Origin of the sequence: Gordonia sp. (in: high G+C Gram-positive bacteria) (assembly GCF_049299075.1) — a bacterium.
Taxonomy (GTDB): domain Bacteria; phylum Actinomycetota; class Actinomycetes; order Mycobacteriales; family Mycobacteriaceae; genus Gordonia.
The window spans coordinates 1-12,433 of the sequence record NZ_JBAQWU010000245.1 but is presented as its reverse complement, the minus strand read 5'-3'; the positions used below and the strand labels follow the sequence as shown (position 1 = coordinate 12,433).

The 12,433-nt window shown below is 64.2% G+C and carries 16 protein-coding genes and 1 pseudogene; 9 read left to right on the top strand and 8 right to left on the bottom strand.

From position 1 onward, the window contains the following. Positions 1 to 56 precede the first annotated feature (56 nt). The 5 genes and pseudogenes from WAW85_RS07730 to WAW85_RS07710 all read left to right on the top strand — a co-directional run bounded on the left by WAW85_RS07730 (position 57) and on the right by WAW85_RS07710 (position 2,665). Positions 57 to 1,043: an IS481 family transposase gene (locus WAW85_RS07730; RefSeq protein WP_422559041.1), complete on the top strand. Its 987-nt coding sequence runs from the start codon at positions 57 to 59 to the stop codon at positions 1,041 to 1,043. A gap of 4 nt (positions 1,044 to 1,047) precedes the next feature. Then, on the top strand, positions 1,048 to 1,242 hold the full coding sequence (locus WAW85_RS07725; protein ID WP_422559040.1) for a hypothetical protein: 195 nt from the start codon (positions 1,048 to 1,050) through the stop codon (positions 1,240 to 1,242). Between the two features lie 406 nt (positions 1,243 to 1,648). Then, entirely contained in the window at positions 1,649 to 1,879 is a 231-nt protein-coding gene (locus tag WAW85_RS07720) for a thermonuclease family protein (protein ID WP_422559039.1), read from the top strand. 55 nt (positions 1,880 to 1,934) lie between these two features. Beyond that, a pseudogene (locus WAW85_RS07715) lies at positions 1,935 to 2,171 on the top strand (thermonuclease family protein); the annotation flags it as partial. A 62-nt stretch (positions 2,172 to 2,233) separates the two neighbouring features. After that, positions 2,234 to 2,665: an SAF domain-containing protein gene (locus tag WAW85_RS07710; RefSeq protein WP_422559038.1), complete on the top strand. Its 432-nt coding sequence runs from the start codon at positions 2,234 to 2,236 to the stop codon at positions 2,663 to 2,665. Here WAW85_RS07710 and WAW85_RS07705 read toward each other — a convergent pair. The 3 genes from WAW85_RS07705 to WAW85_RS07695 form a co-directional block, all read right to left on the bottom strand. Continuing rightward, entirely contained in the window at positions 2,561 to 2,776 is a 216-nt protein-coding gene (locus tag WAW85_RS07705; protein ID WP_422559043.1) for a hypothetical protein, read from the bottom strand. The genes WAW85_RS07710 and WAW85_RS07705 overlap by 105 nt on opposite strands. 3 nt (positions 2,777 to 2,779) lie before the next feature. After that, on the bottom strand, positions 2,780 to 3,229 hold the full coding sequence (locus WAW85_RS07700) for a hypothetical protein (RefSeq protein ID WP_422559037.1): 450 nt from the start codon (positions 3,227 to 3,229) through the stop codon (positions 2,780 to 2,782). Positions 3,230 to 3,312: 83 nt separating this feature from the next. Then, the gene (locus tag WAW85_RS07695; RefSeq protein ID WP_422559036.1) at positions 3,313 to 3,600 is read right to left on the bottom strand and encodes a hypothetical protein; all 288 of its coding nucleotides are present in this window, start codon (positions 3,598 to 3,600) and stop codon (positions 3,313 to 3,315) included. Between the two features lie 88 nt (positions 3,601 to 3,688). On the opposite strand from WAW85_RS07695, the gene WAW85_RS07690 reads away from it, so the two are divergent. Then, entirely contained in the window at positions 3,689 to 4,210 is a 522-nt protein-coding gene (locus tag WAW85_RS07690) for a hypothetical protein (RefSeq protein WP_422559035.1), read from the top strand. A gap of 402 nt (positions 4,211 to 4,612) precedes the next feature. On the opposite strand, the gene WAW85_RS07685 is transcribed toward WAW85_RS07690, so the two are convergent. The 4 genes from WAW85_RS07685 to WAW85_RS07670 all read right to left on the bottom strand — a co-directional run bounded on the left by WAW85_RS07685 (position 4,613) and on the right by WAW85_RS07670 (position 8,678). Next, the gene (locus WAW85_RS07685; RefSeq protein WP_422559034.1) at positions 4,613 to 4,969 is read right to left on the bottom strand and encodes a hypothetical protein; all 357 of its coding nucleotides are present in this window, start codon (positions 4,967 to 4,969) and stop codon (positions 4,613 to 4,615) included. Further along, a complete protein-coding gene (locus WAW85_RS07680; protein WP_422559042.1) occupies positions 4,966 to 5,736 on the bottom strand; it encodes a ParA family protein in 771 nt (256 codons plus the stop codon). Before WAW85_RS07680 ends, WAW85_RS07685 begins: the two co-directional genes overlap by 4 nt. Before the next feature lie 1,535 nt (positions 5,737 to 7,271). Next, positions 7,272 to 7,685: a hypothetical protein gene (locus WAW85_RS07675; protein WP_422559033.1), complete on the bottom strand. Its 414-nt coding sequence runs from the start codon at positions 7,683 to 7,685 to the stop codon at positions 7,272 to 7,274. A gap of 168 nt (positions 7,686 to 7,853) precedes the next feature. Beyond that, positions 7,854 to 8,678 (bottom strand): alpha/beta fold hydrolase, encoded by an 825-nt coding sequence (locus WAW85_RS07670; RefSeq protein ID WP_422559032.1) that lies wholly within the window; start codon positions 8,676 to 8,678, stop codon positions 7,854 to 7,856. A 17-nt stretch (positions 8,679 to 8,695) separates the two neighbouring features. On the opposite strand from WAW85_RS07670, the gene WAW85_RS07665 reads away from it, so the two are divergent. Then, positions 8,696 to 9,259: a hypothetical protein gene (locus WAW85_RS07665; RefSeq protein WP_422559031.1), complete on the top strand. Its 564-nt coding sequence runs from the start codon at positions 8,696 to 8,698 to the stop codon at positions 9,257 to 9,259. Next, entirely contained in the window at positions 9,256 to 10,410 is a 1,155-nt protein-coding gene (locus WAW85_RS07660; protein WP_422559030.1) for a DUF6545 domain-containing protein, read from the top strand. The genes WAW85_RS07665 and WAW85_RS07660 overlap by 4 nt, the downstream gene beginning before the upstream one ends. Here the strand turns inward: WAW85_RS07660 and WAW85_RS07655 are convergent. Beyond that, on the bottom strand, positions 10,376 to 10,756 hold the full coding sequence (locus tag WAW85_RS07655) for a hypothetical protein (RefSeq protein ID WP_422559029.1): 381 nt from the start codon (positions 10,754 to 10,756) through the stop codon (positions 10,376 to 10,378). The genes WAW85_RS07660 and WAW85_RS07655 overlap by 35 nt on opposite strands. 1,127 nt (positions 10,757 to 11,883) lie before the next feature. Between WAW85_RS07655 and WAW85_RS07650 the strand changes: the two genes are divergently transcribed. Further along, a partial coding sequence (locus tag WAW85_RS07650) for a cutinase family protein (RefSeq protein WP_422559028.1) occupies positions 11,884 to 12,433 on the top strand: 550 nt, incomplete at its 3' end.

The window sequence follows — 12,433 nt, the reverse complement described above, 5'->3', positions numbered from 1 at the left end:
TCTCGGACGGTCAGCAGGGTAACCCTGCTGACCGTCCGACAGTCCTAAGGAGTCCCATGTCCCACGCAAATGCCGCTCTGACTCCCCGCCACCGCCTCAAAGTCGCTTGCCTGGTCGTAGATGACGGCTGGCCGATCAGCGAGGTCGCCGCTCGCTTCCAGGTGTCCTGGCCGACAGTGAAGCGGTGGGTAGACCGCTACGCAAATGGCGAGTCGATGCACGACCGGTCCTCGCGACCGAAGACCTCGCCGCACAAGACGCGCAAGGCGACGACGAAGCGGTGCGTGAGCCTGCGCCTGCGACTTCGCGAAGGGCCGATCCAACTCGCGAGCAGGCTCGGAATCGCGCCGTCCACCGTGCATCGAATCCTCACGACCGCCCGGCTGAACCGGCTCGCATACGTAGACCGCGCCACAGGCGAACCTGTCCGCCGTTACGAGCATGACTACCCCGGGTCGCTCGTGCACGTGGATGTGAAGAAGCTCGGGAACATCCCCGACGGAGGAGGCTGGCGCTATGTCGGCCGCCGCCAAGGCGAGAAGAACCGCTCCGCCACCCCAGGCAAGCCCCGCAGCAAGTGGCACAACCCCAAGCTGGGGTACGCGTTCGTGCACACCGTCATCGACGACCACTCCCGCGTCGCGTACACCGAAGTTCACGACGACGAGACCGCCATCACCGCCGTCGCCGTCCTGCACCGGGCGGTCAACTGGTTCGCCGACCGCGGCGTCACCATCGAACGCGTCCTGTCGGACAACGGCGGCGCGTACCGCTCCCTCCTGTGGCGCGACACCTGCGAGGAACTTTCGATCACACCGAAGCGCACGCGGCCTTACCGCCCGCAGACCAACGGGAAAGTCGAGAGGTTCCACCGCACCATGGCCGACGGGTGGGCCTACGCCCGCTGCTACCGCAGCGAGCAGGATCGCCGCGACGCCCTGCAATCCTGGCTGCACCAGTACAACCAACATCGTCCGCACACGGCCTGCGGCAACCAGCCGCCCTTCTCACGATTGATCAACGTGTCCGGTCAGTACAACTAGCGCCGTGGTGATCGGATTGACCTACGGCATGGCGATGTCGCTTCTGTTCCTGTGGATTGACGTCGTAGTCGGCCAGATCGCCGCACTCACATTCGTCGTGACTCTGCTGCTGATCGTCTTCTACTGCCTCGGGCGTTCCGCGTGGCGCCAAGGCCGCCAGATGGGACGCGAGTGGACAGAAAGTGTGGATCCCCGATGAATACACTGCGGAAAGAAGTAGGAATGATCAAGCACGTCTCCCCTCGAGGCTGGTTCCGGACCGATGTGAGTGAAGCCAACACGGGGATGTGGGCAGATATCGATTGGGAAGGCGACTTTGGTGTCGATCGCACGCATCCGACCGACACCGTGTGGGTCAATGTGGACTCGGGCGCGTCCTTGGCCCTCATCTCTCACGGAGAATGGCGACGGGCGCCCGAGTCGCAATTCAGGGTCTTCCGCAGGTCGGGCCCTGGCGCCGTCCCAGTTGAGCTGACCGACGAGGTGCTGTCCGGGAGTGGCCACTTCGACGCGTCTCGGACTGGGTTAGCTATCTATGAGGCCCCAGAGAAGCAGTGCGTCGCCGTTATTGACTCCCTGCTCGGACTCACACCGGCGCAGACTCCATGAAGGAGGCCGGTCGTTGTGCGGCGAGCACAGTGGTTGCGGTGCTGGCGGCAGCGGTGCTGTCGTGCGGGTCGGTGACCGGTACCGCGACCGCGGTGCCATCTGAGCGCCCGGTCGAGGCAGCGGGCCCGGTGACGGTGACCTACGTGGTCGACGGCGACACGATCAAGGTTCGCGACGCTGGCGGCCGCGACAACACCGTGCGCCTAGTCGGCATCGACACCCCCTGAGACCGTCAAGCCGGACACTGACCCACAATGTGGCGGCCTCGAGGCGACTGCGGCCACCCGCAGCCTCCTCGACGGGCAAGACGTGTGGCTCGAAGCTGACCCGGTTGCCGGTGACACCGATCGGTACGGCCGTCAGCTGGCGTATGTATGGCTCGGTGACCGGCTGGTCAACTACGAGCTGATCAGCATGGGTGCGGGCAGCGCCTACGCGTTCAACGACCAGCGGTACAGGTACCGCGAAGCGTTTGAAACTGCCGAGCAGTCAGCAAAAGACGCAGGCGCCGGCATGTAGGGAACTTGTCCCCACGGCCGCTATACAGCGCACAGGGAGAACCCTCATGTTCCACCACCGTTGTGGTGGTCGACCAGCCGGTGGATGCGGGTGAGGTAATAGACCTCAGCAGTGTCACGCTGATCCCGAAACCTGCTGGACTTCCCGATGACGTGTTCCCGACCGATATCGGGGAGGTTGCTACACGCATCGCCGCCGTTCCCATGAGCCCCGGGCACATCGTCGGCGAATGGGATTTGCAGTACATAGGGGGCCGCAAGTCGTCATCGAATATGACGATTGCGGTTCCGTCCCAGTCCATCCCGGCGGACTTACGGGCGCCCTGTTTGGTCGGCGTGCACGTCGATGGCAGCGCGGATAGCCCGCTGCTGACTAGATGGCATTGGGATTCAGGCTGGGCTGTTACCTTCGGAGTTGATCCGGATGCGTCGAATCCAGTCCCGGGTCCAGCCGGTGATTTTGACCAGCTCGGCTTGCGACGTCCCTTCGCGTAGCTCGCTGATGACGTCCGCGCGTTGTGCTTCGGCCAGGGCGGCGCGCTCGATGTCGAGGGCGGCGATCTGGTCGCGGCGTTCTCGCATAGTCTCGTGTCGGTCAGCGGTCATGTGTTACGCGATGGCGATGTAGTACGAGACGCCTTTGCTGGCCGGGTGTGTGGTCGAGATGGCCACTAGGTCAAGGCCAGAGCCGATCCAGTACGTCTTCTGGGCCATGAGTGCGCCGGGGCGGCGTTGGCCTTGGACGTTGAGGTAGCGGTCGTGGTGGAACGGCGGGGTCGCGTTGTTGTAGGTGAACCGGACCGTGATCTTGCAGTTGTTCTTGGTGAAGCCCGCCGATCGCAGTGTCAGCCGCACCATTCCAGGTTTAGCTGGGTCTGATTGCAGACCCGCGTGGAATGAGCCGTGGCAGTTGTTTTTGCCCGCGGTCCAGACTTCTTCACCGACGACGCCGATCCGGGGTGTCTCTGTCCAGCGGGCGTTCGCCTCGCCGGCAGCACCTGCGGCCAGTACCGTCGCTGTTGCGGCGGCTGCGGCCGCGTACGCAATGCGTTTACTCATTGACTCTTCCCTCTCCCCGGCGGTGAGCGAGGATCGACGCCAAGATCCTCACCAACTCACGCGCTCGGCGGTGTCCACTGATCCTAGATCCTCTCCCGACTGGGGTGGCAGGAGTTGGCCATGGTGTCCATGGTGCGGCGATGCGTTGGAGTCGTGGTCCTGCCCACGTACGTCGGACATACCGGTCGCGAGCGGTCCAGGGCAGTCGCGGTCAATCGCCACCGCGTCCCGTCGCAGACCTTGAGTAAGGAGAACACCGTCTTACCGCGCAGCTGCGGCCGCCGCGACTTGCACGGTCGCGTCGCTTCGACGATGTAGAGGCTGCGGCCGATGGTGACGACCGTTTCTGGGGGGTATTGAATTGCAGTCATGCCTATATAGTAGGCATACCGACCCTGCATTGGTTTGATTTGCGGTTTTTGGTTGTGTTGCCGCACCGGCGATGGCAGCGTGGGGACAATGATGACCAGCGCAATTCGTCCGATCGCGGCAGTATGGGCGGCCGGTGCGGCGGCCCTGTCGGTGGGTGTGACGCTCTCCGCGTTGAGCCTTGGGCTACCGCCGGGCAGTGCTACCGGCGTGTCTTTGGGCGGTGCGCTCCTCATCGCTGGTGGTATCGGGACTGCCTGGTCATCGTCGCGGCGTTTTGACCGTGCGGTGTTGCAGCTGGTGTCCGACGGTGCTGGCGCGCAAGACATGGGCGTCTCCCCTACCGCGATCGGCATCGTGCGGTGGATTCCGCGCGTCCTGGCGCTCGTATTGGTCTTTCTCTCAGCTTTTCTACTCCCGGCGGGGCAGATCACCCCGGCCTATCCCCTGTTTCCGATCATGATCGGGCTCCTGGCATTAGCGGTGTCGGTTCAGCGGCTCGGCGCAGCCCTGCGGCGGGGCCGGCAGGAACTGCTGGACGCTGAGGCCGCCGACGCCGTGGGCGACCAGCAGCTCTACTACCCGTATCCGCCTGCGGCATGGGGTCACTGATTATCGTGGTTTGATCGCCTCCGGGCGGCACCAGAACGGCACATCGACACGCAGGCTACCGTTCGGGCTGGCCAGGCGCGCAACTACGACCGCGCGCCACTGGCCGTCATCGAGCCGAATCCACGCCCTCAAACTCGCCGGGACACTCGCTTCCAGGCGAATCCCATCCGCCCTCACCCGCAACGACGGACGATCCGGCGCAAACCCCGGCGGTCGCCCGGCGTCCGGGTCGACCGCGTGAACAGCGAGCCAGACCGGCACATCAGCACGCACCCGCACACTGTCGGCCGTTCCTGCGTGCTCAGAAGACTCCGACGAGACGTAGAGGGGCGGCAGGTAGGCGAGGTCTTCCCCCTCACCCAGCCGACCGCCCACAAAACTCACTCTAGTCGAACGGACGTTCTATGTCGACGGGGGTAGCGTGAACGCCACTCCCCCGTTGTGTTGGGCCTCTAGCTCGGCGCAAAGTCGTGTGATCGCTTCACGGATGAATGCCTGCTGGGAGCGGAGCCCGGTGATGCCCGCGGTATGCAGGTGGGTCGCCTCCATCCGCGCCTTCTGCGCCTCGTCGAGTTCCAGCATGATCTTTCGCACCACGCGGCCGCTGGGCTGCGCTGGAGCAGCTGGGGCGTTTTGCTCCGCAGCGGCCGGCGACGCGGCCGCTTTGGCGGTCACACTGTCAGCGCGAGCGTCGATCTCGAATGGGGATCGTTGTGTTGGCATGACGGGTCGTGCGGGCTTAGGGATGCTGGTGCTCATGCTGGGACCTCCTGGAGCGATCGGGCGATCATTGCGAAGTTGGCCGCTACATTCCTCAGGCGAGCCGATGGTGCTGCGAGCTGGTCGATACCCATACCAACGGCCGCTAGCCGACTGATGTCCGCGGACATCGGGACGGGATCACCGAGGACGGGCACGCCAAGGTCTTCCGTCGTCGCCCGGATGTAGTCGAGGTTCTCGGCGTGGTCTTTGCGGCGAAGGTCGACCATGTTGACGATGACGCCTCGAACAGGAAGGGTTTTGTCGAGGTACACCGCGAGCTGGTTGATCGCATTCTGCGTCTCGGCCCATCCATCGAGAGCGCCCTGCTCGGGTTGCAGCACGATTATGGCCTGGTCAGCGGCCATCAGCGCACAGCGAGTGATCAGGTCAGTAGCTGGTCGGCAGTCGATCAGGATCTGATCCCAGTCGTCGAGCACGTCTCGCAGCGCTACGGCGAGTGAGCGATCGGCGCCGGGCTGGCCAATGAGTCCGTCCTGCACTGCTTGCAGGCCGGGCCCGCCCGACTGAACGATGGCCAGGCCGTCGACGGAGGTCGGGATCACCGCGTCAGCGAGTGTTGCGGGGTGCCGGCGATCGAGGACGTCGGCGAGCGTCGCCTGTTCGACAGATCCACCGAGGAACGCACGTCCCAGGTTCCCCTGCGGATCGTTGTCGATCATGAGAACTCGCTGGCCGGTCCCAGCGAAAGCGTGGGCGAGATTGCCAACAGTCTGCGTCTTCCCCACACCCCCCTTCTGATTCATTACAGCGGTCACACAAGCAGACATAACTACTCCTTACGTATCGTGAGCACGCGCGTTGGCAAATATGGTATGTGGCTAGCTTAGCATACCGAACCATGCCACAGTATAGATGACGAAACTTGTGCTTAGGTTACCTTATCTTCCATTATGGATACTTAGTATCCATAATGGTGGAGCGACGCCGCGGCCGGCCATGCACCGGAACCTAGCTTCGCAGGGCTGCGTAGAGCGCCCGAGCAGCAGCTCGCCCTGCTGCGGTCGACGACGGCTTGGGCTGGGGGAGCGACGCAGCAAGGTGAGCCGCTTCGCGTGCACGGAGCTCGGCCTCCTGCGCCAAGATCGCCTCAGCGGGCCGATCTGCAAGGTCACCATGCCATTTCAAGACGCCACCCATCAGCTTGAGTGGCGACCTTGGAGCGGCAGCGATCCACTGGCCATGGACGCCTTGGTAGTCAACGAGCACCTGGTGCAGGTCGTCGACCCTCCACCCTGCGGCCGCGGGAGCCGCCAGGAGTCTCGCCCAGCCGGCGGCAGAGTGCCGGTGTGCCCAAGGGGGCGTTCGGCCGTCTCCGAGCCACGCAGAGGCCAGTTTGATCCCTCCTGGGTCGGGTAAGGGATACTTCCGCCGGCGCCGACTTCGCGTCTTGTCTTGGCAGTCGCGCGGAGCGCGGCGTTTCTCTGACCGGCGTGAGCCGGTCTCGCTTCTAGTTGAGTTAATCCCTTCGGGACTATTCGCCCCTATGGGGCGACCCTTCGGGTGGGGTGTCATAGACGCTAGCTGCGAGGTCAGGTGCAGAACGTAGACCGACGCCCAGCCTCGGGAGCGGTCACCGCAGCGCCACGATGCCATCCGCTCCTCGTAGGTGCGGTGCCGGCCGCGCATGATCTCAGTAGCCAGGCCCACTAGTCGCATGAACGCTGAGGCCCGCTGGACCGTGGACTCGGACAGTTGTGTCTCCCTCATTAGAAGCGCCACACTCGGCCTGCAGTTGCGGCCCGTGTCGTGGTCGGCGTGCACAGCACGCGCCGCGGCAACCTTGACTACCGCACCCTTGCTGACGCCTCCGCGCAGCTGGTCGCGCAGCTGCCCGTAGTGGGCTAGATAGGCCAGTTGCACTCGTACGACCCAATCGGTCTCGCCATTCCAGCAGGGAACGCCTCGGAGCGCGCCCTCATCGAGTTCTAGGCGCGGCGGCCGGCGGCGACCAAAGATCCGCACTGACCGGAGGGTTCCCACCACACCGGTACGGCGCAGCCCTACGCGGAATCCACTGGCGCAGCGACGATCGAGCGCGCTCTGCTCTGCAGGACTAAGCCGGTGGACATGAGGGAGCCCGGTGGGTTTCGGGTCGCCAGAATGTGCGACACGGCCACCGGAATAGATGATGCTTGAACCAACAGCAGGGTAAGAGCTACCCTGAGACCAGACCTGCAACAGTCTGTCCCTTCGGGGAAGGTGGTCGTCGAGTTGGTACCTCGCCGCCCACGCGAATATTTAGATGAACGCCTCCGGTGTCCGCCGGGGGCGTTTGTCGTTATGCGGTGATCTTGAAGTGCATGACCTCCTGCCTAGCCTTGGTGGGCACGAGGTCGGCGCGACCGGCGTGTAGCAGGGCGCCATCTCGCACGAAATCGGTGAGGGTCTCGTCGCGCTCAGCAGCTGCAGTGACGAGCAGGTCCTTGACGTCCGGGTCCCAGCGGAAGCTGACTTGGTTGGCAGCCTGCTTGGCCTGGCGCGGTCCGCTGCTGACAGCGAGGACGGTCTGCGTAGCCCTGGCCCTGGCGGGCACGAGGTCGGCGCGACCGGCGTGCAGTAGGGCGCCGTCCCGCACGAAATCGGTGAAGGACTGATCACGTTCGGCCGCGGCGGCCGCCAAAATCTCCTTGAGGGCCACGTTCCAGCGGAAATTCACCTGACGGGTCGGCCGCTTGTAGCGGGGATCGGCCATTGTCGGGTTCTCCTTTCCTCAGCGTTCACGAGCAGCAAGCTATACAGCACACAGCGTGCTATACGCGGCGAGCAAGCCGGGTGAACGACACGCCGGACTTTCCCCACTCTTGTGAGTAACCTACCGTACTACCCGTACGGTTCCATCGGTTAGACCAGTTCGTGGAGTCTAGGAGCGGATCGAGATGACATGATCAGCAATCAAGTCTGGATGAGTTTCAGGCAGCCAATGGCCTCCGTCGACCTCGGTGAACGCGATGTCCTTGATTCTGTCTCGGGTTCGGTACGCGGCCGCTCGGCCAAGGAATGCATCCTTGGTGCCCCAGAGGTATTGCGTCGGGGGATAGGAGTCCACGGCTGGGAGGGCTGGCGCCGCCGGCGGGCGCACGGTGTCGATGAGCATTTGCCGGTACCAGGCCAGGGCCGCGGTAGCCACACCCGGTTCGCGCATACGGGCCTGATAGTAGTCGGCGCGCGCCGCTGGCAGGCCAGTACGGGCGAGGAAGCCAGACAGTCCTGCGCGGATAGCCATCTCGGGGAGACCGGGAATAGCTATCGCCCCGATGTACCAGCTACGCAAAGACTGACTGCTGTGGGTGGCTGCCCACGCGAGGTCAGCAGGGTGGGGCGAGGAGACGATAGTCGCCGACGCCAGGAGGTCAGGCCGGAGGCGGCGCACACTCCAGAGAAGGGAACCGCCCCAGTCATGCCCCACTACATGGAGGGGCCGGCCATAGGTTTCGAGGATGCCAACGACGTCATCGACGAGAGTGGGTACCGAGTACGCCGATCTTGGGAGAGCCTGCTGGCCGGGGGAGTAGCCGCGAAGATCAGGCGCCACCGATCCGTACCCGCGATCGGCAAGAATGCGCATGACATCAGCCCACGCAGTGCTGTCCTGGGGGAATCCGTGGAGCAAAAGAACTGGGCTGGTCTGATCGCCTGCCGTCTCGGCCTGAAACGCGAGACCATTAGCTTCGATTACTACAGACATAGGACAAGGAGCCTTTCGTGGGGGTAGGACGTCAAGCATGGCAGAAGGGGCGGCGGCGACCCGGCGGTGACGACCCGGCGGCGGCGGTCGCACAAGAGGTCCTCAATGGGGTTCCGCTGGTGCCACCGTGGACCGTCGACGAGTTCAGCGCCTGGATCTCTGAGCGATATGACAGGTCGGTGGATCTCCAGCCATGGGGCGACGACGATCCGGGAGTCGAGGAACACGGGAGGTGCGGTCTCCTCATCGTGACTGCCGATAGGTTCCTGATCAGCTTCGACGGTGCGCGGTCGCCTCGCCACCAGCGCCAGCAGATATTTCACGAGTTCGGCCACATTTTGTGCGGTCACATCGACGACCATGGCGTCTACGTCGGGGCACTGCCCACGACAAGCTCCCTCACTGACGGCATCGATCCGGCGATGGTGCAACACGTGCTGCACCGCGGTGTCTTTGACACTGAGGAAGAGCGGGCTGCCGAGCTGCTGGGGACGCACCTGGCGGTGCTGTCGCGGCAGGAGCGCGGAACAGGTCGCTTCGACCGGATTGCCAGCGCATTCTTCGAGCCGGTCAAGAAGTGACGGCCGAGAGTCGAGCACCCAGCCGCGTCCTAGTCGATCAGACCTCCACGGCCCTGGCCGGCTGGATCATTGGACCGCTTCTCGCCGTGCTGTTCGCGGTCGTTCTCTATCGGATTCTGGTCGTGCGTGATCGGCGTCCGACCTCGACGGCCGCAAACTGGTACGGCTTCTGGATTGTCGCTTACGCGGCCACGCGTGTGCCCGCCGTCCAAGATCTACTTCTCACGATCCCGGGGGTGACGTATGTCGATGTACGAACGATTGGTTCATCGGCGGATCTGGCGGCCGCGATTTCGCTGCTGCTGCTGGCGGTGCGCTGGCGATCACCGAGCGGAGTAGCGCGGCGCGCCACGTTGCCGATCGCGGCAACAGCGTGGGTATGTGGGGTCGCGGCCCTTTTCTGGCTCGCGGAACCGGCGCGCGCTGACATGATCGCGATGGAGGAGGTGGGTGGCTGGCGGGCTGCTCTCTACGCGACGGCGTACTCGGGCGTCTTCCTCCCGGCCGAGGCGCTGATTGTCGTTACGCTCATTCAGATGTCCAGGGATCACCGCGCCTCCCCCGGCCGCCGGAGGCTTGCGCTGGTCCTGATGGCCGCTATCGCTGTCAGTGCCGTCAGTCTTGGCACAAGGATCGCCGGCGCTTGGCTCACTGAGGCCGGAATCGACACACCGTTGTCGGCATACCGGTCAGCGGCCGGCAACGACCTCGCATTCTACGCATCAGTGTTCTGGCTGATCCCCGCTGCAGTACCGCTGGTGGTCGCGGACCTGCGTCGTCGGATGGGACTGGACCGGAACATTTCATCGGAAATCGAGCTGCTGACCCCTCTGTGGAGAGTTGTCACGGAAGCTGCCCCCAGGTACAAGCTCGGGGAAACGGCAGGAGACCACCTTCCCAGCGACATCGAGCGACTGCATCGGATGCGGATTGAGATCGAGGACTGCGGGCTGGCCATCGCAATGCGTCTTCCCAGCGATACGACGTGGCCCGACGACCCCAACGGGCGTGCCTCGCTGCTGCTGGCCGCGGCAGCGCTACCGGCAGAGGCGCGGTCGCCGGCACCGCAGTGGATGAGCGATGAGGCAGCGGTCGATGAAGTGGCCGGCGTGGTGGCTAACCGCGACCAAGCAGCGCTAAGCGGCTCTTAACGGTCTTCGCCAGGCCGCTACCCGCGGTGTCGCGCGCGGCGATGTGCTGGACACCGAGGTCACGCGCCTCGACCAGGAGCTGGAGACGCTCATACATGGCAATGACGGCTACGTCATCACCCGGGTGTGCCGCTAGGTAGGCTGCGTCTTGCAGGCCGAGAGCGGCAGCGGTCACCGCAGCCTGTCCCGCAGTGAAGTGGCGGCGCCCTGCTGCTACGTCGTCGAAAAGGGCGCAGGGGAGTCCTGTGCGATCGGCGATCTGGGAGCTTGTGAGTGCTTCCTCCCGTCGACTGTGCGCGAAGCAGACGAGGAGGGAGTAGCGGTCGGCAAGACTGGGGATCGTCACGAGCAGCGATCGTAGCAGGGCAAATGACGATTTACTCGGTGCTGGACCTGAACCGCTTCTCGAATCGTCGGGTCTCCGTAGGCGTCAGGTCTATGACCTGATAGCCAGCAAGCCACCTCAGGTAGCGGAGTTCTTCTAGGTCAGCGGGATCTAGCCCTGCAGGCTGTGTTCGGAGCTGATCGTCAAGAACTATCGTCAAGTCGGAGATCCCGCCGCGAGAGCGCGCATTCTCGGCCTGACGAATCACCCAGGCACGAATAACGCGGTCCAGTGCGTGTCGCAACTCCGTGACCCGGGTCGCTTCCTCGGCAGAGAGGTCCAGCGAATCCAGAGCGGTACTCAGACGAAGGATCTCAGCCAACGCGTCGGTACGAAGCACCACGCCCTGGTCGATCGCCACCACTGCATCCGGTGGGCGCAACCGCCGCCATTGGTCCAGTACGACGCCCTGATCGTCGGGCAGAGGCTCAGGGTCCCCACCATGGAATGCCTCTCGGGCACTTCCCGGGACCCAGCGAAGAGCCGTGTCGAGCTTAGCGAGGGTCACTGCATTTGGTCGTAGCGTGCGGCCCCGCTCAAGCTTTCGGATCGTGAGGTCGCTCGGCCCGCCATGATTTGGCATGTCGGCCTGGTTGATGCCCAACTCTGACCGTCGACGCTCGACGATCTCTCCAAAACGGGCTGGGTCCGGCACGCCCTCGACAGTAGTGCTCTCCACCGTTCCTATCTGCGAAGCGTCCGGCGATTCGGACATCACGGATCGAGGAGCCCCGTGTGATCTGCCCCTCATGAATCGGATTAGTATCGGTAGATAGTCGGTGATCTTCGGTCTAGACTATCGCAATAGGTGTGCGTTATAGTCGTCTTACTCGGTTGTGATCTGCAATGGATCACTTGGGAGGTATGACACCTCGCACACCGAGGGACAGCAGCACCCGTTGGCTCGGGGTCGGTGACTCTGGGGCGATGGAAAGAAGAGAGAGGGCCGCCCCACCGGGGTTCATTCTGATTGGCGTCGGATGAGAATCCCCGGGGGAGCGGCCGGGTCAGATCGAACAGTCGACGACTGGACCTGACACCCGCAGTGTACGGGGTCAGTGGTCGGCGTGGTACCCGTAGGGGAGCGCATGAAGCGTCGGCTTGCACTGATCATCAGCACATTTGCTGTACTCGCTAGCTTTGGGCAGTTGCTCAGCGCAGGGTCGGCGCATGCTGCGTCTTGTCCCGCGCTACAGGTCTATGGCGTGCAGGGCACGGGCGAGTCGTCACGGAAGGCCGACCCGGACCAGGACAGCGGTTTTCTGTCTCTGGTGCTCGGGCCGCTGCAAGATGGCCAGTCGTCTATCGACCGCAAGTACATTCCGTACGACGCTGGCTTCGGAGGTGCCGTACCGGGCGGCAAGCTGCCGTATTCGGAGTCCATCGCGGGTGCTGTAAGCACGGGCGTCAAGTGGATCAACGCCCTCGCTGCCCGGTGCCCTCAAACGCGTGTCGCGCTGGTTGGGTACTCCCAGGGTGCGCATGCGGCACGGATGATCGCCAATTCGGTGGTGACGGGCAAGACTCGATTGTCGACGGACCATCTTGCCGCGGTCGCGGCATTCGGCGATCCCACCCGCCCCAAGGGCGCCGCGCTCTTTCCTGGTGCCCCCGGGCGGACCACGCCGGCTGCTGCCC